The following is a 23,599-nucleotide window of genomic DNA, read 5'->3' on the forward strand; positions in this document are numbered from 1 at the left end:
TATGTTTCTACGGAAGAGGCACTTTCGGCATATCCGGTAAGGTAGAATTTCCGCAGTTTCCGATGATTGGCGCACGCCAATTTGGTGGTGGCATTTAGTGGGGTATTAATGGCCTTTTTCCCAATTTTCATGTCGATCGTTTTCGTCGTGCGCAACCGTTCGAACGATCTTGAAAAAATACTAACCGATGCCGCCTCTTGCATTGCCTCGTTGGTTAGTGAATATGAAATTATTGTCGTCGATAACGCTTCCAGCGACGACAGCGTCTCCGTGCTTAAAACGCTTACGGGGGAACGTGGTCTTCCTAATTTGCAGATATATGCATTGACCAAGGAGGTCGATGCTGACACTGCGTCGTGGGTTGGCCTGGAGAATGCATTGGGTGATTTCGTTGCTGTTATTGATCCCTTGGCTGACAGTGTGGAATTTCTGCCTGAAATGCTTGAAAAGGCAGTCAGCGGCGCCGACGTGGTGTTTGCCAGTAACCAGCGAAAGGTCGCGCAGTCGGTTGCCTATCGATTGTCTTATGCCGTATTCAACGGGTTATACAAGCGCTTCAACGGCATTCATCTCGCTAAAGAAGCTCCCCAATACAGAGTGTTGAGTAAGCGAGTCGTCAACTTTATTCTTCAGCATTCTCAGCCGGCGATGACGTATCGGCATCTCCCGGCAACTGGAGGATTCGCACGCGTTAACTTGAATTACCGCGCGGAACCGAAGGTTGCGCACACCAAGCGACTGGGCGAAAGTGTCGACCGAGGCATGCGGTTGATGGTGTCTAGTACCCGTGCGCCGATGCGTATTGTCACCTCGTTATCGTTATTTGGCGCGGTCGCGAATCTTTTTTATTCCATCTACGTTCTCGTGGTCGGATTGCTAAAACCCGACGTTGCGCCTGGCTGGATTAGTCTGTCACTCCAGCAATCAGGGATGTTCTTTCTTATCTCTCTTGTCCTTCTAGTACTTGGCGAATACATCCTGCAGATGGTTAGCCTGTCGAATGAAGGGCCGCTTTATCATGTTGGGCAAGAATTTACTAGCGCTCGCATGACCCGGCATGAAAAGTTGAATATTGAGGAGATTGGAACCACTCCGGCAGGCGCTTCGGACAATGGGTCCGAGCGGGTCGCCAAATGCCAACCATAGACAATTATCAGGATGCAATCGTTGTGGGTGGCGGATTCTACGGAGCTGCCATTGCCATATATTTGGCGAAGCAGCGCGGATTCAAACGTATCGTACTGGTGGAGCGAGAATCCGCACTGCTGAAGCGTGCTTCGTACAATAATCAAGCTCGCGTTCACAACGGGTACCATTATCCGCGCAGTTTCACGACCGCATATCGGAGCCGCGTTAATTTGCCCAAGTTTGTCCGGGACTGGCCCCAGGCGGTAACTCAGGACTTCACGAAGCTTTATGCGATCGCGCGCCGCAACTCCAAGGTCACTGCCAAACAATTTGAACGTTTTTGCCGTGAGATTGGTGCAAGCATTCAGCCTGCCGAGCCGTCGCTTCGAGCCTTGTTCGAGCCACACTTGATCGAGGAAGTATTTCTGGTCCGTGAATATGCTTTTGACTCGACCAAGTTGGCGAGTTGGGCGATTAAAGAACTGGAGCATTGTGGCGTGCATGTCCATCTGCAAACGCAAGTGATCTCAGTATCCAGGGGGCCGAAGCACGACCTGAAGGTGGTCATGACGCACGCAGATGGGTCTGAAATGTGTCTGAGTTCCCCGTATGTCTTTAACTGCACATACAGCGGACTGAATCAGTTCACGGGAGATTTTCCCGGCACCAGGACGCGCCTCAAACATGAAATAACCGAGATGGCGTTGATGAAGGCCCCACCCGCACTTGAGGGCCTAGGCATTACGGTCATGGACGGTCCATTCTTCTCGATGATGCCATTTCCCGCGCGTGGATTGCATACGCTTTCGCATGTGCGTTATACGCCTCACATGCATTGGAATGACGAACAAGGTATCAGTCCGTACGACAGGCTAGAGCACTATGAACGCGCCACGCGAGTAGAGCGCATGGTTCGGGATGTAGGGCGATATCTGCCTGCGGTGCTCGAAGCTAAATACGTTGAATCGTTGTTTGAGATAAAGACTGTCCTGATGAAGAACGAGGGAGACGACGGCAGGCCAATTTTGTTCGAGAAGCACTCGGAGCTTCCCGGCTGCTACTCTGTGCTGGGCGGAAAAGTTGACAACATATACGACGTTCTCGAAAAACTGGATTCCGAGGCTTTCCCCTCCCCGGTAATCGCCGAGAGCGCCATATCCGGAGTATCGAGATGAATAATGCGTTAATTGGGTATTCGGGGTTCGTCGGATCCACGCTTCTCAAACAGGCATCCTTTGATGCGCGCTTTCGTTCCACGAACATCGCCGCCATCGAGGGGCAGTCTTTCGATACAGTGGTGTGCGCTGGCGCTCCAGCTCAGAAATGGATCGCCAACCGAGAGCCGGAGGCCGATCTGCAAAAGATCGAGGGACTAATCGCGCACCTGAAAACCATCCGTTGCGAGACCTTCGTTTTGATAAGCACGGTCGACGTATTCAAAGAACCGATAGCTGTGGACGAAGCGACGCCGGTGGTGGAATCGGGGCTACATGCATATGGTCTGCATCGCCGATTGCTCGAAAAATTTGTTGAGCAACACTTTCCGGCTCACCTTATTGTGCGCCTACCTGGGCTTGTGGGTCCGGGACTTCGCAAGAATGTCGTTTACGACTTTCTGAACACGAATAACCTGCATGCCATTGAGAGCCGTGGAGTATTCCAGTTTTACCCCATGGTGAACCTCTGGTACGACATCCAGACAGCGCTCAAGGCCGGCCTGAAGCTGCTCCACCTTACTGCAGAACCGGTCAGCGTAGCCAAGGTGTCCAAGGAGGGCTTCGGGAAACTGTTTGACCAGGAACTTCCCGGGACGCCGTCCACCTACGATATGCGGACCATCCACGCTGCGACTTTTGGGAGCGTGGGTCCATATCAGTATGGTGCTCGTGAAACCATTCAGGCTATCAGGGCGTATGCGCAGTCCGAGCCGCTTACGATAAAGACCGATTCGGGGGTGATATCTTGAGGTTGGCCATCTCCAACATCGCCTGGGATATCAGTGAAGACGAATCGATGGCGGCGCTGCTTAAACGGCACGCAGTGGATGCTATCGATGTCGCTCCGGGCAAGTATTTCGCGCAACCCGCGAAGGCATCCGATAAGGATATCGCACGCGTAAGAACGTGGTGGGCTGATCGCGGCGTCGAACTCACGGGCATGCAGGCGCTGCTATTTGGTACAACGGGCTTAAATCTATTTGGCACGCGCGAATCGCAGGACGCCATGCTCAGTCATCTCGGGGCGGTATGTCGGATAGGTGCGGGCTTAGGCGCAAAACGAATTGTTTTTGGTTCGCCGAAGAACAGAGACCGTTCCGGACTCGACGATCGAAAAACCATGGACACTGCAGTGGCCTTTTTCAGACGCCTTGGAGACATCGCTCACTTTCATGGTGTGCGGATCTGCCTGGAGCCCAATCCGACGTGCTACGGCGCCAACTTTATGACTTCTAGCGGTGAAACGCTTGAAGTCGTACGCTTGATAGACCATAAAGCCATTGGAATGCAATTGGACACGGGCGCACTTGCCATCAATGGCGAAGATCCAACCACTGTCCTTCAAGATTGCGCATCCCATGTTTACCACGTCCATGCGAGCGAGCCAGAGTTGCTGCCGCTGGGTGACGGTGGAGTGGATCACGCCAATGTCGCCGCTGCTCTGAACCAATATCTGCCCGATCATGTGGTCTCGATCGAAATGCTGGCCACCCAGACTGAGGCGCATGTGACGTCCATCGAGCGAGCACTGGCCGTGGCAATACGGCACTACCGGAACGAGAGTACTGAGGTTCGCGGATGAAGTGGCTTGTCTTGATTCTTGGCATTGCAGCAAACGCCTCCGCCAGCGTCCTGGTCAAGATAGCGATGACGCCGCCTCGCAAATTTCCGACACCCAGCGAGCCACTGGTCGCGTTGCAAAATTGGCCCTTCTGGCTCGGCCTCGCACTATATGGAATGGCTTTCCTGCTTTACGCAGCCGCGTTGGCCCGCCTGCCGCTGAATGTCGCCCATCCGGTGCTGACAGCAGGCGCGATCGCAACGGTGGCGGTGTGCTCGGCAGCGATATTTCGAGAGCCGTTCCCCTGGACGACTGCACTCGGTATTGCAATGGTAATCGCGGGTGTCGCCCTTATAACGGCCCGGGTGGGCTAAAGGCAATAAAAACATGAACTTCAATGTCTCACCGGAACTTCGGGCGAGCTGGCAGATACCGACATTTCAAACGGCCTTATGGAGCGGCCGCAGGCATCCTTGGTGCGTGGCCATTCCTGTTATCAATGAGGGAAACCGGATCAAGCGTCTGCTGACGAGAATGGCTGCCCTGCAAATTCATGATACAGCTGACATCATCATCGTCGACGGGGGAAGTTCCGATAACTCGCTGAACTTGGAATCCCTACGGCGTCATGAAGTCAAGGGGCTATTAGTTAAAACTGGGCCTGGCAAGTTGAGCGCCCAATTACGCTGTGTTTACGCTTTCGCACTCGATCAAGGCTATGAAGGCATTATCACCATTGACGGGAACGATAAAGACGATCCGGAAGCGATACCGCGCTTTATCGAAGCTCTAAAACAAGGCGTGGACTTTGTCCAGGGCTCACGCTTTATCCCGGGAGGCGTAGCGGAAAACACACCTATGTCCCGACATTTGGCCATACGGTACATCCACGCGCCGATGCTCGGCCTATTTTCGGGCTTTAAATGGACGGATACGACCCAGGGTTTCCGTGCCTACAGCAAACGTATGCTGCTCGATCCCAGGGTTGCGCCGTTTCGGGATGTGTTCATGACCTACGAGCTGTTGGCGTATCTGTCGTATCGTGCGCCAAAAGCGGGTTATCGTTGCTTGGAAATCCCGACAATACGTCGTTACCCCAAAGGAGAGATTCCGACGAAGATATCCAGCTTTAAGGGCAATCTGTCCGTGCTGGCAGTTCTGGTCAAGGCTTGTATGAACTTTTATTCACCGAAGAAATAGGGTGTATGGTTTCGACTCGGAATCGCGCACTCGAGCGGGTTAATGTTGACCCGTGGCATACCCCATGCGGGTTTTCTTGCGTGCGATCCTTCTCGGCGCAGTTTTCGGGGTTTTTGGTCACGCGTTGATCGGCTTTGGCTTTCTACGACCAGCTGCCGGGGAAGCGGTCAATCGCGTTGACATCCATGCCACTGGAACAAAAAACGCGAATTCAAAAGGCGCAGAAGTTTGGTTTCGTGGCGCATTTGAAATTGGTGAAAACAAAAAAATCCCGTGGGATAGGTTTGAAGTGGATTCCTCTTGGGTGAAGCGCGATGGAATTTATATTTCCCATTTGATGCAGCCCGGGGTCGCTTCCCTGAAATTCAAGGGCCTCATTCGGATGCATTCGCGACGAACCCGTATTCCGGGATTGTCATATTGAAATGGGAAAACAACGAGAAAGTTGTTGACCTCTATTCGAAGCGTAATGGCGTAAGGGACGTTATCGTTGCACCGGGGGCATACAAGAATAGGATAACGTATCCGATCATATTGTTGTCCTTCGTTCTTCTTGGATTCTCGCTGGCAGCAGTGTTCGTTCTGCTCAATTGGCGTAATCTCTACCGCTGGATTTTCTTTCTATTTCTTTTGATGGCGGCGTATCTAACGCTGGCGGCCTATTACCCCGGAGTCTATTCCAACGATTCCGCGGATCAATTGCGCGAGGCGATGTCCGGAATTTATTGGGATTGGCATCCGCCTCTCATGGCATGGGTTTAGGCTCAACTCATTAAAGCGACGGGAAGCATTGAATCGCTATTGATCCTGCATCTGCTGGTGCTGTCCATCGCTGCGGTTTTTTGGGCACGAATTCTTGAAATTTCAGGTTTGTACGTCTGGACCCTCTCGTTGCGCTCTTTCTCGCAACTCCCGTTGTCATAAATTTTTCGGGGGTGTTGTGGAAGGATGTAGGCTTTTCATTTTCGTTGTTTCTATCTTGCGGACTTGTGGGTGTGGCATATATGAAACGGCGCATATCGGCGGTCAGAACTATCGCAGTTCTATGCCTGTCGGCCTACGCATTTGGCGTGAGAACAAACGGGATATTTGCGTTAGCTCCTGTCATGATTATGTTGGCCTGGACGATCATAGCGCAGCGCAAACCCGGATCCTCGCAACGCACCACGACCGCATATTCTGCGATCGCTTCAATATTTATTCTCGCCGCAGTCGTTGGAGGTGTGCAACTTGTATCGTATGGCTATATCAAAGCGCAAAAGCGCTACCCGATTCAGTATTTGGAATTATATGATATAGCAGGAATTTCCAGCATAAGCGGTGTGGACTACTTTCCTGAATATATAAAGACGACGCCTCAGTATAGGAAGGATAAAGTGGCCGAGGAATATGCTAAATCCATTTTATGGGGAAACGCGAACAATCTCATAATGCGTCGGCCCGATGGTTTGCCATCTTTGTTGCCGCGCAATACCGATGCTGGCTTACAGGCCGAGTTGCGTGCTAGTTGGTTGAATGCGATTTCCAATGAATCTTCAGTCTACATGAAGCATAGATTCGCGGTCTTTAATTTTTTAATGAGTGAAGGGTATTATCCAAGCCATACTGATCGCAATTTGATTCTGCAAGCGCACTTCGCTAGCGAGAAAAGGGTTCCCGACGTTTTTGATTTTCGCGTTCCCGGAGCGATGAATGCGAAGATGGTTGTCTCGAGCATCCTGAAATTGTCAAATGGATCATTTTTATATGTTGGTTGGTTCTGGCTTATTCTGTTAACGTTCCAACTGTTGATCGGGTTGACTGTCATGCGGCCTGCTAGAGTTGGCCTCGTCATCGCTATGGTATCCGCATCCGGTCTGCTCTATATTTTCCCATATATTGTTGTTGCGCCAGCCTCCGATTTTCGCTACCTGTATTGGAGTGCGCTGGCTGGCGGATTATCAGCAATATTAATCTTGGCCCACACAGCAAACGCGGTTCACGAAAAGCTGGTAAGCGTTTTCTCTAGAAGGCGCGAAGTTTGCAAAAGCGTGCCGTAGTAAGACCTTGCGCCAAAGCCAATTAGATCCCTGCCAGTTTATTTGGAGAAAATCGATGTCGCTCTGTAGGCGACTCTTCGACAACTCGCGGTAAAATCATCCGGCTTTGAGCCGTCTGTTTACTGGATGAGGTTATGTTCTGGCAGGAAACGAAGTACTCGTGCCGCTCATGGTCATCGCGTTCTAAATCTTGCCGGTAGCTCGAACAGAAACCGAATCTGATATGCGGTGAACACTACATAGGTCGGGAGTAGATATCGGAAAGATGCTGCTTGGTTGAGCAGAAAGAAGCTACCGAGATACGCTGTCGCCAGACAGATCAGCATTTTGTCGTGGCGCCCATACCCACGCCAAGCGAAGAAAAAAACGATGACAGACAGGGGCAGCCAGAAGATTGGCAGAAGTACGGCCTGTGCCGGCCCCTGAATACGGTTCAGTTCCTCGAGGACGTTGGCGGCGTTAGTGCCGGGCACACACGTGTCGAGGTTTTCCTGCAGCACGGGCCACGGTTTCACGCATGCAATTCGAGTCTGGAGATACCCTCGGCACAAGCCAAGCATACATTCATAAATTCTCAGCTTCGTCCTGAGATATAACATTGGGTGCCTGAGAATCATTCGAAGCCACCTGCTTTTGATTTCGTCCGCGTGGGCCATGATTGCCGTCGTCGGAATCGCTGCTTTGTCACCCCAAAGAATGGTATCAATCGTGACGAACGAATGTTCTTTCACGGCTTTGGTCGTGTCGGCGAGGCCGTCGAAGGTAACTGCCGGGTCCAGTTCCATACCGATTTCTCGCGCCACACGGTTAGCCCCCAGGAGTTCCCAGGCCGGCGCAGCTGCAGAACTACTTGCACCTTGGAAGCCGATTAAGGAAGGGACCCAGTTGATGGCACCCACGGCCGCTATGGTCGTTGCCACCAGAGCGATTTTAATAGTCTTCGACGCGTTCTGCAGCTTTGCAATAAATAGCCAAACAAATGGCAGGAGCACCAGCGAATTTTGCCTGAAGCCGAACAGGATCAGACAAGATAGTGGAAACACGAAGAACACCGATACGAAAGCCGACCGTTCCAACGCGTAAAGAGAGGCCACAATCCCTAAAATCGCTACGAGTGTCCATACGTCCGGGACGATGAAACTTGTGTAGGCAAATACCAACGGGATCATAAAAGGCACTGCCACCCACCACGGCCGGGTACTGGAAGTGAAACAGATCCAAGCAATACCACTCAATAGCAGACAGACAACTTGCGCGGCATGGAAGTACGGGCCTGCGAACTCCGTCGCCGCGAACGGGACCATAAACCAGGTCATCGTCGGGGCCAACCAAAGTTCAAGCCCCCAGGGAATCTCTAGTTTTCCCACTATGGTGAAGGCCCCGGCCCACCTGGCTAAGGTATCTGACATCGAGATGCCAGGCGCGAAGCCTAGAAAAGACAGGGTGAACACTGCGGCCAGCAGCAGGCATGGCCCGAGTTTCTCGAGGGTGGCTAGGCTTTCGGACATACGCTTGCGTACAGTGTTCTCAGCCATTAGATTCCAGATGAACGAGCACGATATGAAACGGAGAAAGGGCCGTCTGTTCATCATCGCGACGTGAAGCTTTCAGAATATAGTTGGACTCGGACTTGCCAATCCAAGACCACTGCCCTTGTCGACTTCAATCATGCACGCCTTCGCCCCATTAACGTCCGAGGTAACGAAAGAAAAAACCGAGCTTGGTATGCTGCAAACACCACATACGTTGGCACGAAATATCTAAATGTCGCCGCTTGATTGAGTACAAAGAAGCTTCCGAAGTATGCTGCGGCCAGGATAATCAAGATCCGATCGTGCCGGCCATATGTGTTCCAACTGAAATACATTATTGCAGCGGTTAGGGGAATCCAGATTATGGGAAGGAAAAGTACGCCAATCGTCTCCTGAACCTTATTTACAGCTGACAGAATCTTGGAACTTGTTTCAGAGCCGTCGCATGTGCGAAGGCGACCCTCCAACTGAGGCCACGGCTTCATGCATGACATTTTTCCAAATATATCGCCGTCACAAAGGCCCATCATGCATTCGTAGATCCTGAGTTTGGCCTTAACGTATATGATTGGGTGCCTAAGTATCATCTGCAGCCATCGAGATTTTATTTCTGCGGACTGATCCATTATGGCCCTCGTCGGAATTGCAGCGTCACCACCCCAAATAAGGGGGTTTATGGTCACAAATGAGTGGCGGCTGGCGGCCAGTTCCGTGTCTCCAAAACCTTCGAGCGACAATGTTGAATCTAAAGGTATGCCGCTTTCCTTCGCTACTCTGATTGCGCCAGCCAGCTCCCAGGCGGGTGCGGAGGCTGAGCTATCCGGCCCGACGAATCCTACGAAGGGTGGCACCAGCGCTACCGTAGACAGGGCGAGAACAGTAAGGGCGAACATACCTGTCTTTACCCCCTTTGTCACGTGTCGGAGTCGGCCGATGAAAAACCAAATGAATGGCACAAGGACAAGCGAATTTTGGCGGAAGCCGAATAGAACGATGCAGGAGAAAAAAAAGGTAAAAAGCGGAAGCGTGCGTCGAGATGTCTCAACCGCTTGAAAACAACCGACAGTGACGAGGATTGCAGCGAGCGTCCACACGTCCGGGACGATGAAACTCGCGTAAGCGAAAATAAGTGGAATCGTAAATACGAAAGCGACCCACCATGGACGCCAGCATGAAGAAAAACGAATCCATGCGACTCCCCCGAGCATTAAGTAGGCGATTTGTGCAATAAGAAATAATGGTGGTCCGAATTCCGTCGCGGCAAATGGCACCATAAACCACGTCATCGTCGGCGCCAGCCAACGCTCCAATCCCCACGGGATCTCCAGCTTCCCAACTGCGGTGTAAGCGCCCGCCCATCTGGTCATGGTATCCGACATGACTATACCCGGTCCAAAACAGATGGCAGAAATTGCCAGCACCGCAATCAGCAATATATAAGGCGCGCCCTTGTCCCCAAAAGCACGCCTAATCCATTGTCCGACCAATATATTCGTTTTATGCATCTTGACGCGAATGCGGTCTACTTTACTTGCAGCGCAACCTTGATGGCCTAATGACGGCTAGATCGAAATTCGAAATCAATTGTGGTCTAGTCTGACGTGGCTGTCGAATTTGCTTGCTGTTTACTCTTAAAGAGCGTGGGGATTATTTGCGAGCCAGCGGTGAAACCGTGATATACCCTCGGTAAAGCCGACCTTAGGCGACCAGTCGAGCGAACGGTGCGCCGCGGATATATCCAGTACATTTGAGGGAACATCGAATGCACGGGCGGGCAAATATTTCCGCTCTGCTGGTCGGTCAACCACCGTTTCTATCGCATCCAGTAAAGCATTTACCGAAACGCCTATCCCGGAGCCGATGTTTAATACGCGCTCCTCGGTGCGGCCCGGCTCGATGCAACGGATTAACGCGCGTGTGACGTCTGAAATATGCAGATAGTCTCGAACCGATGACCCGTCGCCCCAGATCTCCACGCTCTCTCCTCTCATGATCTTTCCCAGAAAGATCGCAATGGCGCCTTGGTTGCCTCGCGTCAGTTGCCTTTCCCCGTAAGGATTCGCCAAACGCAAAACCTGGTACTCCAACCCGTGCAGGGTTCGGAACATCTCAAGATACTTCTCAATAGCGAGTTTGGTGATTCCATAGGAACAAATGGGATCAGTAGGATGGCTCTCCGGTATTGGGGTATACCGAGGATTTCCGTACACCGTGCCGCCAGACGAGGTGAAGATTACTTTTTTTACACCCCCTCTGACTGCGGCGTTGAGCAGTCGAACGGTGCCAATCAAATTGCTTTCGATGTCGTAGCAAGGATCACCATTCGACGACTTCGGTAGTGTCGTGGAAATCAGGTGATAGCAAACATCGCAGCCTTCCAACGCTGATCGCACGTCATCCGAATTCTCGAAATTCCCATCGAAATATTCGAGATTCTCACGAGATTCGTGGTGGCCAGTATGCAGGCGTCCAAAGCTACGCACGCGGTGTCCCGCCGCTAGCAGCCCATCTACAAGATGGGAGCCCACAAAACCGCGCCCGCCGAGGACGAGGCAACGAAGGGGCGTTGCGTTATCGGTCATCGTTTGAACCATTCGTCGGCCTTGAAAGAAAGAATCAGCCTTATGATTTTTGCCATGAACGGCCTCGATGCTAGAGCTTTCAGGCGCATTAAATCGCCAGCACTAAATTCGGTTGCAACCGCCGTACTTTCCGCGGCAGTGATCGCGCCATCCCCGATATAGCCAATGCTTGGATAGGTCATGGTGGGGTTGTTCCAGAGGTACCCGGGGCCGTTCGCATTCATCAGCATGAAGAGCTCATCGCCAAACCGTTGATAGATGGCTGGGTTTTTCTTGGCCATCTGCTCGTACATATAGAGAACGGTGCTCCGCCGGAACTGCCGAGCCATGGAATTGTGTCGCACACGATAGTTCACGAGCGGCTCAGGAATGGAAACTCCCTTGTACCCGAGGCTGGCCATCCGCAGCCATGCCTCAAAATCTTCCATTCCGAACATCATTTCTTGATCATTGATGCCGGCTTCCAGGAAATCCTTCTTCCGCACAACCTGGAACGCAGCGAGCATGTTGGCGGCCAGAAAGTAGGGGAACTCAGTGTCGAAGTTGAGCCAATAGCCTTCACTCTCACCAAAGTAATTTAGCCAGGAATAAACAAAGGAAACGTTGTCAAACTTCTTCAGGATGTGCGCGCACTGCGAGTAATACGTGGGCATGACGCAGTCGTCAGCGTCCAAGAAGGCAACGTATTCTCCTGTGGCCGCCCGAGCGCCCACGTTGCGCGCGTTGGCCAGGCCGCCATTCTCTATGTCCAGAATGCGAAGATGAGGACTCGTCTGACGCAGTTGCCCCAGCAGCTCAATTGCATCGGAATCGGTACTACCGTCATTCACAATGACGATCTCGATACCCGCATAGTCGCTGGCTGCCACGCTGGCCAGTGTGTCGGGAAGGAACGCGGCCAGGTTGTAGAAGGGTATAACGACGGAAATTCGCCCTGACACACTGCCCGAATCGTCTTGTGCAACGGGAGCAATGCGATCCACCTTGACGTCCTCATGCGCAAACGGATACTTCGCGGGTTGGGAGTCAGAGAGCGCGATCGTGCGAGCCAGATGCTGTGTCCGGTTCTGAATGAAGTTCGGTACCGAGCAAACATCCCGGATTCTTAGCTGGCCGTTGGAGCCAATTGTCTTCAATTCCGCGGGTGAACTTGCCAGCGCTTGCTGAATGGTGTCCTGAAAGCTGTTGGGTTGGTCCCAATCGAACACCCAGCCGCAGGATGAGTCGGACCCAACCATCTCGGCCTGCCCTCCGGACTTCGAGACGACGACGGGCATTCCCAGTTCCATGGCTTGCATGCAGACATACGGATAGTTTTCGTATATCGACGGCACCACAACGACTCGGGCAGACGCAAAAATCCCAGGGAGTTGGTCGGTGGGAACTGGCTCAGACAACGTGAGCAGGCCCCGATCGATGAAAGACGAATATCGGTTCTGGATATATGTCTTCATACTGATCTGCTTGGGCGACCAATGGGTGTCACCCCCCACCATGCGCAGGCGAATCTTGTGTCCGGCCTCCCAAAGCGTCTTGAAGGCGCTCAGAAGTTGCACCACACCTTTGCGATACTCCAGCCTTCCAAGATAAACGCAGTCAAACTCCGGAACGGCTGCCGCTTTGTTGGACGCTTCAGATGCAGTCTGAAAGTGCGGGTAGGGGATGACTTCTATGGGCTTGTCAGTATGCTGCTGTATCTTTCCTTTCAGAAACTGAGAGGGGCTAATCACGGCGTCTGCCGCCCTCAGGCAAAATTTTTCGCATTGGCCCAACCAGTAATTGGGGAAGAGATACGAGGGTTCCTGGTTGACCTGGGCAAGCTCGAAAACTGGCGTGTGGGAATAGATGACGATGCGGGTCGAAGCCAATTCACGCGCGCCAGCCAGCTTTCGCTTTAACAGGAAATACGCCATTGCGCCGTAGTCCTGAACCTCGATCATGTCGGGCGTTATTCCCGATGTCTTGATTCGACGGATAATTTCGTCGGCGATGCAATAAGACATCAAATGCCAGTAACCGAGTGCAGCCTGCAATTTCGGAGCAGCCACGACTGGAACGCGAACGAGCCCAAACCGTTCTTGGAGCGATTCTTCGCTGATTTCAGTCTGTCCAGGGTTTGCCCGCGTAAACACGGTAACCGAATGCCCGGACTCAGCCCATGCCATGCCAGCTTCGCGGCAGTAGGTGCTAATTCCGCCACCGTACATGGGCGGGAATTCTGACGTTACGATCCAAACGTTTAGACTCTTCATTTATGGTTAATCCTATTATTATGAATGTTCCCGTCTACATCGAACCCGAGACGCTCGAAAAGTAAACCATTCGCCGCCGCTAGAGTTGCGCAGCCTACCGTTTCTGTAATTCTTGCGTCAGCCTGGACTTGCTTTCTTCGAGGTCGGAAATATACTGGCGCAACTCTGCCATCTGTAGCTTCTGCTCGTTGCGGCTTTGCTCCAAAGCAACCACATACTCTTGAATCTCGGCCAACTGGTGGGCCTGCGAAGCTAGCGCACGACCATTCTCCCGAGCTTCTGCGACAAGCTGGTATTCAAACTTGAGGGCGAGCGCAGTCAAACGCTCGATCTCGGACAAGTAGTCGTTTGCCGCATTTGCGAAGAAGGCCGCAGGCGCTGAGTTCAGGCTGCCCGAGTGCTTGTCCGCAGCCAGTATTCGACCACAGAACAACATCGCGGCCGCCGTTTCGCGCAGGACGAACGGCGCGGGTGTTAGATGGGGCGCGGAAAAGTACTGCGCCATTGCACCTTGTACGTCCACTGCGGTTTGCCGCCAAGTCTGGCGGGCCGCGGCGAGGTCGCCGTCCACAGCTTCCAATAGCCCGAGCAAATATCCAGCCTGGGCTGGTTTAGTCAACAACGAAACGCTGAAGCTTGCAACATCCGCATCAAGCACCCATCGAAGATACTCTTTCGCACCTTTGCGGTCGCCAACGCTCAGTGAAAGCAGCCCTTGAACGTACGCAAGGGAAACTTGCCAGCGCAGGACGCTTGGGTTGCTCGACGCTTGTCCATTGGCGATGTATCGTTTGATTGCTTCGCTATCAGCATCGTTAAGGACGATTTCTCGATTCAGGGCCAGATACGCGAGTATACAAAAGGCTGCTCCCGCATCGGGGCTATCCGGAGAGGCCTTGATCAACGTTTGGCGGGCCCACTTTTCCCGCAGACGACCGTTGGAAGTTCGAGAACCCAGAGCAATCAAGCTTCGGATCAGCCATGGATTTTCGTAATCGCGAGAAAATGCCAAGGCATTCCCCGTCGTTACCCGCTCTTCAGAGGTGTAACCCTTGTCAACGTACGGGACATCCTCACCACCGATTGGGGATTTGGCGGCAATCGCTAACAGCCATTCAGATTCGACGCCCTCTGTTTCGTCGAGGCCAATTTCGCGAAGCTGACGGGGGCGCCTTTCCCATTCGCATCGTCCGTTTGCGAGTTTCACCCTGTCTGCAGTCTGGCCGAACAGGTGTTCGATTTCGAAACAGCCTTCCATCTGGGACGTGAATTTCGAAATATCGTAAACGTGGAAATGATATGGGTTGGGATCTTCTCCCGTCTCGTCACTCCAGTCATTGGGAACACTCGATATGATTCTGCCTCCAGGAGTCAGAATCCGGTGAAACTCCTTCAAGAGGTCAGCCGGACGCTCCACGTGTTCCAACGTTTCAAAACAAACGACAACGTCTACGCTGTTGTCCGGGATGTCGAACAGACATTCGGGTAGAAAGCCTTCCGAAAAGGTAATGGTCTGGTCTACGCTATAGCAGGCGTTGGCATAATCGATTGCGGAAGTGCTACCGTCGATACCTCGGAAGGACGACGCTGCCGTCAGGCCTTTCAAAGTGTACGTGCCGTACCCGAGTCCACACGCGGCATCGAGAACCACATCGCCGGGCCTGATGTATTTGGAGGCGAAGTGATATCGCCCGACGTGAGCATCTGATCGAGTGCCCGTGTCTCGAAACATATCCATGTGCAGACTGCGCTCTTCATCCAGGGATGACAGCGGATATGCGGCTTCAGCCGCTGCGGGCATGCGTTCCAACAATATGCAGATCGAAGCGCCGTCACTATTCAGGCTTTCATAATCATTCACAGCGTAGTAGGCTGGATGCTTCCGGAAACCGGCTTCGAAGCAAAGGCGTTCCCACCATGCGCGATCTTGAACGGTCAATCGCGCGGGATCCTGCGCGGCCGCGGTCGTTGCTACCTGCAGCCAGACATAACGCTGCGCCACGCGGCGAATTTCGGATAGTGCCTGCTCGACTTTCCCAGCATGCACGTACTCCAGGCAATCGACGATGAGAACGGTGCCGAATTCGGCGTCCTGAAACGGCAACTGAGTGACCGATCCAGACAAGGTCCCGCCAGTTATCTGACCGCCGGCGCCCTGCGCCGTCGCCGTGGACTCGCTAAAGCCGACAGCATCCACACCGTGTTTCAGCAGTGCCGTCACATGAGCTGAACTGGACCGGCCAAGGCATAATACCTTCGACATTCCGCATGTACGGATTACACGCTCAATTCCGCCAAGTACGGTCGGCTCGCGGTCGGGTACTTCCGAGTGGGGTGAAATCTTATTTACCACGATGCATTCATCCTCAAATCCGCGACCCCACCAAAGAAGTTTTCATCGCGATTCATCAAAATTTGGAAGAAAGCGGCTTCGTCGATCCAATGCAACATGCGTTGTCCCATGTAGTCCGGCGTTTCTTCAAACGTTACTGTTGCCTGAATCTCATACAGATTCATCCCCAACGGTGAGTCACACGACAGTTCAACCGCAAATGTCTCGCCCGCGGAAAACTTCTGGTCCCAGAATAGTGGAGTGCTGGCGGCCGAATTTCTTAACCGCATGTCTTGATTAAGTGTGCCCCAAGAATAAATCTTGATGCCTTCCTTGTTCCTGATTCTCACGCCAACATTCAGGTTGGAAATTGGACTTAAGACCTCGCACGAAATCCGAATGCGAAGCGCGTCGCCCGGGAAGAACACAGTCGACTCTTGCCCCTCGCCGTTCAATGTCTCCACTTTGACGATTCTGACCTCGCCATCCCCAAACGTAAGCTTGTCGGAGCGTGCCATCTCCGCAGGCGAGGCATGGGCTTGCTCGTCGGATCGATCGGAGCCATCTCCCGTCGCTGCAGGCGTCACCGCAGCCTGGGCCTTGGCCGCGAGTTGTTTCGTGGCTGCCGTGAAGTACGACGATTCTTCGTCGTGCAGCTGCCGTCGGTACTCCAGGACCACGTCCGACGACTTGCCCCAGGTGACGGTCCGACCTTGCTTGAGGAGGAGGGCGCGACTGGTGAGCGTCCGAACGCTTTCCTGGTCGTGAGACACAAAAAGCAAAGTCGTTCCATCGGCTACCAGCTTCTCGATGCGCCGGAAACATCGCTTTTGGAAAAGCGCGTCGCCCACAGCCAGCGCTTCGTCAACGACGAGGATATCGGGCTCGACTTGAACCTGAACGGCGAAAGCCAACCGAATCAACATGCCGCTCGAATAGGTCTTGACGGGCTGATCGATAAACTGACCGATATCCGCGAACGAGGCGATGGCATCGAATCTTTCATCTATCTGTTGGCTGGTTAGTCCAAGCAGGGCTCCATTCATGTAAACGTTCTCTCGACCAGAAAACTCAGGATTGAAACCAGAGCCCAGTTCGAGCAACGCAGCAATACGGCCGGTCGTCTGAACGTTGCCCGCCGTTGGGGAAAGCGTGCCGCAGATCATCTGCAAAAGGGTGGATTTGCCGGATCCGTTACGTCCAAGAATGCCAACACTTTCGCCCTTCTTGACCTCGAACGATACGTCTCGAAGTGCCCAGAACTCGTTGAAGTAATGGCTCGGCGGCTTTCCCACCGCGCGTTGCAGATGAGGGATGAAAAACTGCTTCAGCCTATCCCGCGGCGAGGAATAGATTTGATAGCACTTGCTAAGGTTCTCAACCGTGATTGCAGTATCAGAGGACATCAGCAAATCCCTTTCGCATTTTTTGAAACCATGCAAATCCCAGCCACGCGATCATGGCAGCTATGAGCGTGTAACCGCTGTAGAGCAACCAGTCGGGAGCCTTGCCCCAGATCAGGGCGTTTCGAACCGCTTCGACCACAGGAGTCATTGGATTCATCACCATGAACTCCTGATACTGTGCAGGCAGCGCGGAGATCGGGTAGAAAATCGGGGATAGAAACATCAGGGCCATGGTCAGGATGCTAATCACCTGTCCCACATCACGCAGAAAAACGCCTAGGGACGCCAAAATCCAGGTTATCCCAAGGGTGAAAAGCAGCAGTGGGAACAAGATTATGGGTAAAAGGAGTGCGGTTGCCGGCGGTATGCCTAGAAAAATAAGATAAAAAAGCAACCAGACGCTCATGCTGATCAGAAAATGAAAGAGCGCAGCGCCTAGGGCGACGACAGGCAGAATTTCCAGGGGAAAGATCACCTTTTTGACGTAATTCGTATTTGACAGGATGAGACTTGGCGCTCTGTTGATCACTTCGGCAAACAGGTTGAACACCATCAGACCCGCGAACAAAATTATCGCAAACTGAGTTTTTGATTCGCTTCCGCCAGGCCAACGGGCTTTGAACACCACGCTGAACATGAATGTGTACACAAGCAGCATGAACACCGGATTGAAAAAGGACCAAACGATCCCGAGGAAGGATCCTTTGTACCGGCCAAGTACGTCCCGCTTAACCAGTGCTTTGATCAGGCCGCGATTGCTCCAAAGACTCTTAGTCAGTGAAGCCGGGGAGCCGCTATTCCGTTGCATTTTCACTCGCGAAATCGTTGTTTGAAGCGTACCCGGCAGGGTTGCGATGCTGCCAGCGCCAGTGGTCTTCGCACATGGCTGCCAAGTTTCGTTCGGCGCGCCATTGCAGTATTGACTCGGCATGGCGGGTGCTGGCGTAGCAAGCGGCGACGTCACCAGGTCTTCGAGGTAGGAATTCGTACGCAATGGTCTTGCCGCTCGCCCGCTCAAACGCGCGCAAGACCTCTAGGACGCTATAACCACGGCCGGTTCCGAGATTCAACTCGATGCATTGCGGCGGCGCCACCCTTTCAATTGCCTTTACGTGCCCAATCGCGAGGTCGACGACGTGTATGTAATCACGCACGCCTGTTCCGTCCGGGGTAGGATAATCGTTGCCCCAGATATTCAACTTCTCGCGAAGCCCGATCGCCACCTGAGCAATAAATGGCATCAAATTGTTGGGTGTATCCTTTGGGTCTTCACCGATCAAGCCGCTTTCGTGGGCACCGACAGGATTGAAATAACGCAGAATGGTTACGTTCCAATCCGGTGACGCTCGAAAGTGGTCACGCAGCATGTCTTCAGCGATCAGTTTGGTACGGCCATACGGATTGGTTGCCGATAAAGAATGCGCCTCATCAATGGGTAATGATACCGGTTCACCATAGACAGTGGCTGACGAGCTGAAAACCAGCTTTTTTACGCCGATGGTCTGCATCGCAGTCAGCAGTGTAAAGGTGCCAACAACGTTGTTATGGTAGTAAGTCAAGGGATTCGTAACGGATTCGCCGACAGCTTTCAATCCCGCAAAATGGATCACCGAATCGCATTGGCTTTCCTGAAGTGCGCGCGTCAACGCACCTGCGTCGCGAATGTCGCCTTCCATGAATTGGATATCCGCGTTGGCAATACGCTCAACACGTTCAAGTCCCAGACGGCTGCTATTCGACAGATTGTCGTAAACAAAAACCTTATGGCCGGCCCGCAACAATTCCAAGCACGTGTGGGTGCCGATGTAGCCTGCGCCGCCGGTCACGAAGATTGAACTCATTTAAATAGTTCCGCGGTTATTAAAGGCTTACCCAGCTCGTCGGATTTCGACAGTATCGGGGGGGCGCCAAGCGGCCATCGTATATTTAGCGATTCGTCGTTCCACGCGATGCAGCGTTCATGCTGGGGCGCGTAATAGTCCGTAGTCTTGTACAAAACTTCCGCCGAGTCGGACAGGACCAGAAACCCGTGAGCGAAACCTGGCGGGATCCATAATTGCCGCTTGTTATCCGCAGACAAATTCTCTCCGACCCACTTGCCAAATGTCGGCGACGATCTGCGAATGTCAACTGCGACGTCAAACACTTCACCTGATATGACCCTCAGGAGTTTTCCCTGGGTATTTTCGATTTGATAGTGAAGTCCCCGCAAGACATTCTTCATGGACAGGGACTGATTGTCCTGAACGAACTCGACCCTCTGGCCAATGTCCGTCTCGAATTGACGATGATTGAAACTCTCAAAGAAATATCCGCGCGCGTCCTGGAAGATCCTGGGTTCAATAACCTTAACTTCTGGAATTTCTAGAGAGGAAACTCTCATCAGTAGATCCTTTCGAGGAGGAGGCGCTTCAGGTATTGGCCATAGCCGGTCTTTTGGAGGGGCGTAGCCAATCCGTCCAGTTGCTCGGCAGTGATCCATCCCTGGCGATAGGCGATCTCTTCGGGGCATGCCACTTTCAGACCTTGGCGATTCTCCAAAGTCGCGATGAATTGACTTGCTTCCAACAAGGATTCATGGGTACCGGTATCCAGCCAGGCATATCCCCGACCCATGATTTCCACGGAGAGATTTCCTTGCTGCAGGTAGACGCGATTCACATCGGTAATTTCAAGTTCGCCGCGCGGGGATGGCTTTATGCGTTTCGCGATGTCGACGACCTGGTTGTCATAGAAGTACAGACCGGTCACCGCGTAATTCGACTTTGGCGTCTTAGGTTTTTCCTCAATGGAGAGAACTTTTCCCTCGGAGTCGAATTCCGCCACGCCGTACCGTTCTGGGTCGTGGACATGGTAAGCAAATACGCTGGCGGCCGTCGTTCGCTCGTTGGCGCTGCTCAGCAAGCTTGCGAAGTCATGGCCGTAGTAAATGTTGTCCCCGAGTACAAGCGCGGAAGGCGAGTTGTCGAGAAACGATTCACCGATAATGAACGCTTGCGCCAATCCGTCTGGGGAGGGCTGGACCGCATATTGAAGGTTAAGGCCCCACTGCTCCCCGGAACCCAAAAGTTGCTGGAATCTCGGAATGTCTTGCGGCGTCGAGATAATCAAGATGTCTTGAATTCCCGTCAGCATCAAAGTGCTGAGCGGGTAATAGATCATTGGCTTGTCGTAAACCGGCAGTAGCTGCTTACTTATCGCGAGCGTGGCCGGGTGCAATCGCGTGCCGGAGCCTCCGGCCAGAATGATGCCTTTGCGGTTCATAGGGGATACTCCATCGATGTAGTCAATTGATCCACGGTTCGGTTCACATGAACGGTCCAGTCGGGAAACTGTAGTAGCAACGCTTCGCTCAGCGCGGACGTGTCCAGGCAGGAATTTTTGGGGCGGGGTGCCGGCAGGGGGTAATCGTCCGTGGGAATCGGATGAATCTTCTCGGAGGTTGCCTTGATTGCCGCGCCGTTCGCGGTTGCGCGGGACACGATATGGCGCGCAAAGCCGTGCCATGTGGTTCGGCCGGCGGCGGTCAGATGATAGATGCCGCTCTTGCACAGCCCCTGGCGAAATCCCGCAATAGCCAGCGCGGTTACGTCGGCGATCAATTCCGCCGACGTGGGTGCGCCGTGCTGATCCGCGACGATGCGCAACTCGTCGCGCTCCTTCGCCAAGCGCAGTATTGTCTTGACGAAATTGCTTCCATGCGCCGAGAACACCCAGCTCGTCCGAAGAATCAGGAACTGGCAGCCGCTGGCCACAATGGCCTCTTCGCCTTGGCGTTTCGTGCGACCGTAGACGCTTAGCGGATTGGTAATATCCGAGGGTTCATAGGCTGCGGTTTTGGCGCCGTCAAAAACGTAATCAGTGGAGTAATGCACCAGCAACGCGCCGCGTGATCTTGCGTATTGAGCGATCACCGCCACGGACTCTGCATTGATGGCATGCGCCGTTTGCGTATTTGATTCCGCCTTGTCAACCGCGGTATAGGCAGCCGCATTCACGATCACGTCCGGTGAATGCGCTGCCAACACATCGATCAGACTTGGCGGAACTTCAAGATCAGCCTCTGCGCGGCTTAACGTGATCAACTCACCGAGCGGGAGCAGGGTGCGATGCAGCTCACTTCCGACTTGTCCGGTCTTGCCCAATAGAAGAATCTTCATAACGAGCCTAGATCCTATTGAGAATCGCTGCGATCAGCAGCCCGAGGTTGCCGAGCGGAGTCTGTCGATAGATCCCGGATCGCCATATTCCGAAGACGCGAGGGATCAAACTGCGTTGACGCGCCAAGGTGAACCGCTCGAAGGTGGACGAGCTGTCGTGCGACAGGCTGGAAATGATGGGCCGCATGGCAACGATGTGCTGGTCTGTCCATGCCTTCAAGTGGCCCTTGAACAGCTTGCCAATCCGTTGAAGGCGTGCGCCAAAGCCGGTGTTGGCGCCGATCAAATTCTCCGCATGTTGCCGATAAAGCAATGAAGGAATGGGGTCGTAGAACACCTGGCCGCCGCATCCGCTCACCACGATGTACACCCACCAATCGTGGGCTGCAACCTTAACGTCGGCGCCGGCCGACTTCAACAACTCGCGTGCGGCGTTGTTGAAGACCATGGTATTGCCGCCTGCCACGTTCTGCACCAAGGCGTTCTTGAAGGACGGCGGGCGCGTGAACAAGGGCGAGTATCCAAGTTTTCCGCCTGCTTCGTCCACCAGCTCGGTCCTCGTGCAATATAACGCCGGGACGTCAGCGGGGACAGTTTTGAGCCAGCGGACAGCCCGTTCAAGCTTGTCAGCATGCCATATGTCGTCTTGGTCCGACATTGCGTAATAATCAGCAGCGATTTCTTCGCGGCAGGCAAGGGACAGGAAGTTCGCAGCAAAGCCCTTGCGGGGTCCCGCCCGGACAACAAGGCGTTCCGGTCCCCAAGCCTGTTGGTACGATTTGAGCACCTCTTGCGTGTTGTCCTGGGAACCGTCGTCCGATACCCAAACGCTCCATTCCCGATGCGATTGTGAACCGAAGGAATCTAACTGTTCTGCAAGGTATTGGCCACCTTGATAGGTGCAAAGGAGGATAGCGACGTTCTGGCTCATCGTGCCATCCACGAGAGAATGCGATTGAAGGGAAACGCTGTCGCCCACTGCTCAACGAGTGGATACGGGAAGTAAATTGGGAAAGCGCTCATGATTGCAGGAGGCCGCGCTCCGGGTGGAGCGCAAGCCATTGGCGCGTTCAGCCATCGTACTGGGTGTTCACCCAGTCGCGATAGGCGCCGCTGGTGATGTTTGCGACCCAATCCTGGTTGGCCAGATACCATTCAACGGTTTTGCGAATGCCGGATTCGAAGGTTTCCGCAGGCTTCCAGCCCAATTCCCGCTCCAGGCGCGACGCATCAATGGCGTATCGCTGATCGTGACCCGGCCGGTCCTTGACGAACGTTATCTGGTTCTTATACGGCTGACCATCGGCACGAGGGCTGAGCTCGTCGAGTAGCGAGCAAAGCGTGTGGACGACATCGAGGTTGGCCTTTTCGTTCCAGCCCCCTACGTTGTAGGTTTCGCCCAGCTTGCCGTCGGCCAGCACCCGGCGGATCGCTGCGCAGTGGTCCTTCACGTACAGCCAATCGCGGATCTGCTGGCCGTTGCCATAGATAGGCAACGGTTTGCCAGCCAGCGCATTGTGGATCACGAGCGGAATCAGCTTTTCGGGGAAATGGTACGGACCATAATTGTTGGAGCAATTGGTCGTGAGCACGGGCAGGCCGTAGGTATGGTGATACGCGCGAACTAGGTGATCACTGGCTGCCTTGCTGGCCGAATAGGGGCTGTTGGGCTCGTAGCGGTTGGTCTCGCTGAAAGCGGGATCGTCCTCTTCCAACGAGCCGTAGACTTCATCGGTGGAGACGTGCAGGAAGCGGAAGGCCGCGCGATCAACGTCAGGAAGCGCACTCCAGTAAGCACGCACGGCTTCGAGCAACTGGAAGGTGCCAACGATGTTGGTCTGAATAAACTCGCCCGGACCGTGGATCGAGCGATCCACGTGCGATTCCGCGGCGAAATTGAGGACGGCGCGTGGCGTGTGCTCTGCGAGTAGTTGGCTGACGAGTTCAAAGTTCCCGATGTCCCCTTGCACCAGCTTGTGAGCGGGATTGCCTTTAAGCGTAGCGAGGTTAGCCGGGTTGCCTGCATAGGTGAGCTTATCCAACGTCACGACGGGCTCATTGGATTTTAGGAACCAGTCAAGTACGAAGTTGGACCCGATAAAGCCCGCTCCGCCGGTAACAATAATACTCATTCTTATATAGTCCTTGAGCGATGAGCGCGGTGCGCGAACACGCTCGTTAACCCTCAAT

General features: G+C 53.5%; 22 protein-coding genes. 9 read left to right on the forward strand and 13 right to left on the reverse strand.

Annotated features, from left to right (window positions below; genetic code table 11):
• Nucleotides 1-66 precede the first annotated feature (66 nt).
• From HV681_RS21320 to HV681_RS21360, 9 genes are all read left to right on the forward strand, one after another.
• Nucleotides 67-1,146: a glycosyltransferase gene (locus HV681_RS21320; protein WP_254595031.1), complete on the forward strand. Its 1,080-nt coding sequence runs from the start codon at nucleotides 67-69 to the stop codon at nucleotides 1,144-1,146.
• Nucleotides 1,134-2,303, forward strand: coding sequence for an FAD-dependent oxidoreductase (locus tag HV681_RS21325; RefSeq protein ID WP_175124887.1), 1,170 nt, complete (start codon nucleotides 1,134-1,136; stop codon nucleotides 2,301-2,303). The genes HV681_RS21320 and HV681_RS21325 overlap by 13 nt, the downstream gene beginning before the upstream one ends.
• Entirely contained in the window at nucleotides 2,300-3,094 is a 795-nt protein-coding gene (locus tag HV681_RS21330) for an NAD-dependent epimerase/dehydratase family protein (RefSeq protein ID WP_175124888.1), read from the forward strand. The genes HV681_RS21325 and HV681_RS21330 overlap by 4 nt, the downstream gene beginning before the upstream one ends.
• 2 nt (nucleotides 3,095-3,096) lie before the next feature.
• Nucleotides 3,097-3,927, forward strand: coding sequence for a sugar phosphate isomerase/epimerase family protein (locus tag HV681_RS21335; RefSeq protein WP_254595032.1), 831 nt, complete (start codon nucleotides 3,097-3,099; stop codon nucleotides 3,925-3,927).
• A complete protein-coding gene (locus HV681_RS21340; protein ID WP_175124890.1) occupies nucleotides 3,924-4,280 on the forward strand; it encodes an EamA family transporter in 357 nt (118 codons plus the stop codon). Before HV681_RS21335 ends, HV681_RS21340 begins: the two co-directional genes overlap by 4 nt.
• 13 nt (nucleotides 4,281-4,293) lie before the next feature.
• Entirely contained in the window at nucleotides 4,294-5,106 is an 813-nt protein-coding gene (locus HV681_RS21345; RefSeq protein WP_175124891.1) for a glycosyltransferase family 2 protein, read from the forward strand.
• A gap of 64 nt (nucleotides 5,107-5,170) precedes the next feature.
• A complete protein-coding gene (locus HV681_RS21350; RefSeq protein WP_175124892.1) occupies nucleotides 5,171-5,530 on the forward strand; it encodes a hypothetical protein in 360 nt (119 codons plus the stop codon).
• Complete coding sequence (locus HV681_RS21355) at nucleotides 5,527-5,868, forward strand: hypothetical protein (protein WP_175124893.1); 342 nt, start codon at nucleotides 5,527-5,529, stop codon at nucleotides 5,866-5,868. The genes HV681_RS21350 and HV681_RS21355 overlap by 4 nt, the downstream gene beginning before the upstream one ends.
• A 233-nt stretch (nucleotides 5,869-6,101) precedes the next feature.
• Nucleotides 6,102-7,145 (forward strand): hypothetical protein, encoded by a 1,044-nt coding sequence (locus HV681_RS21360; protein WP_175124894.1) that lies wholly within the window; start codon nucleotides 6,102-6,104, stop codon nucleotides 7,143-7,145.
• A gap of 173 nt (nucleotides 7,146-7,318) precedes the next feature.
• Here the strand turns inward: HV681_RS21360 and HV681_RS21365 are convergent, their stop codons facing one another.
• The 13 genes from HV681_RS21365 to rfbB all read right to left on the reverse strand — a co-directional run bounded on the left by HV681_RS21365 (nucleotide 7,319) and on the right by rfbB (nucleotide 23,541).
• Nucleotides 7,319-8,680 carry a hypothetical protein gene (locus tag HV681_RS21365; protein ID WP_175124895.1) on the reverse strand — a complete coding sequence of 454 codons (1,362 nt, stop codon included), beginning with the start codon at nucleotides 8,678-8,680 and terminating at the stop codon, nucleotides 7,319-7,321.
• Nucleotides 8,681-8,811: 131 nt separating this feature from the next.
• A complete protein-coding gene (locus HV681_RS21370; protein ID WP_175124896.1) occupies nucleotides 8,812-10,182 on the reverse strand; it encodes a hypothetical protein in 1,371 nt (456 codons plus the stop codon).
• A 126-nt stretch (nucleotides 10,183-10,308) separates the two neighbouring features.
• Nucleotides 10,309-11,259 carry an NAD-dependent epimerase/dehydratase family protein gene (locus HV681_RS21375; protein WP_175124897.1) on the reverse strand — a complete coding sequence of 317 codons (951 nt, stop codon included), beginning with the start codon at nucleotides 11,257-11,259 and terminating at the stop codon, nucleotides 10,309-10,311.
• Nucleotides 11,256-13,511 carry a glycosyltransferase gene (locus tag HV681_RS21380; RefSeq protein WP_175124898.1) on the reverse strand — a complete coding sequence of 752 codons (2,256 nt, stop codon included), beginning with the start codon at nucleotides 13,509-13,511 and terminating at the stop codon, nucleotides 11,256-11,258. The genes HV681_RS21375 and HV681_RS21380 overlap by 4 nt, the downstream gene beginning before the upstream one ends.
• Before the next feature lie 94 nt (nucleotides 13,512-13,605).
• A complete protein-coding gene (locus HV681_RS21385; RefSeq protein WP_302478748.1) occupies nucleotides 13,606-15,774 on the reverse strand; it encodes a methyltransferase domain-containing protein in 2,169 nt (722 codons plus the stop codon).
• An 83-nt stretch (nucleotides 15,775-15,857) separates the two neighbouring features.
• Entirely contained in the window at nucleotides 15,858-17,249 is a 1,392-nt protein-coding gene (locus HV681_RS21390) for an ABC transporter ATP-binding protein (RefSeq protein WP_175124900.1), read from the reverse strand.
• Entirely contained in the window at nucleotides 17,239-18,057 is an 819-nt protein-coding gene (locus tag HV681_RS21395; RefSeq protein WP_175124901.1) for an ABC transporter permease, read from the reverse strand. Before HV681_RS21395 ends, HV681_RS21390 begins: the two co-directional genes overlap by 11 nt.
• Nucleotides 18,044-19,090, reverse strand: a complete 1,047-nt coding sequence (gene galE, locus HV681_RS21400) for a UDP-glucose 4-epimerase GalE (RefSeq protein WP_175124902.1) — start codon at nucleotides 19,088-19,090, stop codon at nucleotides 18,044-18,046. Before galE ends, HV681_RS21395 begins: the two co-directional genes overlap by 14 nt.
• The gene (gene rfbC, locus HV681_RS21405) at nucleotides 19,087-19,632 is read right to left on the reverse strand and encodes a dTDP-4-dehydrorhamnose 3,5-epimerase (protein ID WP_175124903.1); all 546 of its coding nucleotides are present in this window, start codon (nucleotides 19,630-19,632) and stop codon (nucleotides 19,087-19,089) included. The genes galE and rfbC overlap by 4 nt, the downstream gene beginning before the upstream one ends.
• Nucleotides 19,632-20,513, reverse strand: a complete 882-nt coding sequence (gene rfbA / locus HV681_RS21410; RefSeq protein ID WP_175124904.1) for a glucose-1-phosphate thymidylyltransferase RfbA — start codon at nucleotides 20,511-20,513, stop codon at nucleotides 19,632-19,634. The genes rfbC and rfbA overlap by 1 nt, the downstream gene beginning before the upstream one ends.
• The gene (rfbD, locus tag HV681_RS21415) at nucleotides 20,510-21,409 is read right to left on the reverse strand and encodes a dTDP-4-dehydrorhamnose reductase (RefSeq protein ID WP_175124905.1); all 900 of its coding nucleotides are present in this window, start codon (nucleotides 21,407-21,409) and stop codon (nucleotides 20,510-20,512) included. The genes rfbA and rfbD overlap by 4 nt, the downstream gene beginning before the upstream one ends.
• Nucleotides 21,410-21,416: 7 nt before the next feature.
• A complete protein-coding gene (locus HV681_RS21420; protein WP_254595033.1) occupies nucleotides 21,417-22,340 on the reverse strand; it encodes a glycosyltransferase family 2 protein in 924 nt (307 codons plus the stop codon).
• Nucleotides 22,341-22,479: 139 nt separating this feature from the next.
• A complete protein-coding gene (gene rfbB, locus HV681_RS21425) occupies nucleotides 22,480-23,541 on the reverse strand; it encodes a dTDP-glucose 4,6-dehydratase (protein ID WP_175124906.1) in 1,062 nt (353 codons plus the stop codon).
• Nucleotides 23,542-23,599 lie beyond the last annotated feature (58 nt).

Source organism: Achromobacter animicus (assembly GCF_902859585.1).
Lineage (GTDB): Bacteria > Pseudomonadota > Gammaproteobacteria > Burkholderiales > Burkholderiaceae_B > Achromobacter > Achromobacter animicus.

Bases quoted from the DNA above. Each gene is read 5' to 3' on its own strand.
- HV681_RS21380 (WP_175124898.1), bottom strand. From the start codon at position 13,511: ATGAAGAGTCTAAACGTTTGGATCGTAACGTCAGAATTCCCGCCCATG.
- rfbC (WP_175124903.1), bottom strand. From the start codon at position 19,632: ATGAGAGTTTCCTCTCTAGAAATTCCAGAAGTTAAGGTTATTGAACCC.
- HV681_RS21370 (WP_175124896.1), bottom strand. From the start codon at position 10,182: ATGCATAAAACGAATATATTGGTCGGACAATGGATTAGGCGTGCTTTT.
- HV681_RS21340 (WP_175124890.1), top strand. From the start codon at position 3,924: ATGAAGTGGCTTGTCTTGATTCTTGGCATTGCAGCAAACGCCTCCGCC.
- rfbA (WP_175124904.1), bottom strand. From the start codon at position 20,513: ATGAACCGCAAAGGCATCATTCTGGCCGGAGGCTCCGGCACGCGATTG.
- HV681_RS21350 (WP_175124892.1), top strand. From the start codon at position 5,171: ATGCGGGTTTTCTTGCGTGCGATCCTTCTCGGCGCAGTTTTCGGGGTT.
- HV681_RS21390 (WP_175124900.1), bottom strand. From the start codon at position 17,249: ATGTCCTCTGATACTGCAATCACGGTTGAGAACCTTAGCAAGTGCTAT.
- HV681_RS21385 (WP_302478748.1), bottom strand. From the start codon at position 15,774: ATGTCGAAGGTATTATGCCTTGGCCGGTCCAGTTCAGCTCATGTGACG.
- HV681_RS21365 (WP_175124895.1), bottom strand. From the start codon at position 8,680: ATGGCTGAGAACACTGTACGCAAGCGTATGTCCGAAAGCCTAGCCACC.
- rfbB (WP_175124906.1), bottom strand. From the start codon at position 23,541: ATGAGTATTATTGTTACCGGCGGAGCGGGCTTTATCGGGTCCAACTTC.
- HV681_RS21325 (WP_175124887.1), top strand. From the start codon at position 1,134: ATGCCAACCATAGACAATTATCAGGATGCAATCGTTGTGGGTGGCGGA.
- HV681_RS21345 (WP_175124891.1), top strand. From the start codon at position 4,294: ATGAACTTCAATGTCTCACCGGAACTTCGGGCGAGCTGGCAGATACCG.
- HV681_RS21375 (WP_175124897.1), bottom strand. From the start codon at position 11,259: ATGACCGATAACGCAACGCCCCTTCGTTGCCTCGTCCTCGGCGGGCGC.
- galE (WP_175124902.1), bottom strand. From the start codon at position 19,090: ATGAGTTCAATCTTCGTGACCGGCGGCGCAGGCTACATCGGCACCCAC.
- rfbD (WP_175124905.1), bottom strand. From the start codon at position 21,409: ATGAAGATTCTTCTATTGGGCAAGACCGGACAAGTCGGAAGTGAGCTG.
- HV681_RS21330 (WP_175124888.1), top strand. From the start codon at position 2,300: ATGAATAATGCGTTAATTGGGTATTCGGGGTTCGTCGGATCCACGCTT.
- HV681_RS21395 (WP_175124901.1), bottom strand. From the start codon at position 18,057: ATGCAACGGAATAGCGGCTCCCCGGCTTCACTGACTAAGAGTCTTTGG.
- HV681_RS21420 (WP_254595033.1), bottom strand. From the start codon at position 22,340: ATGAGCCAGAACGTCGCTATCCTCCTTTGCACCTATCAAGGTGGCCAA.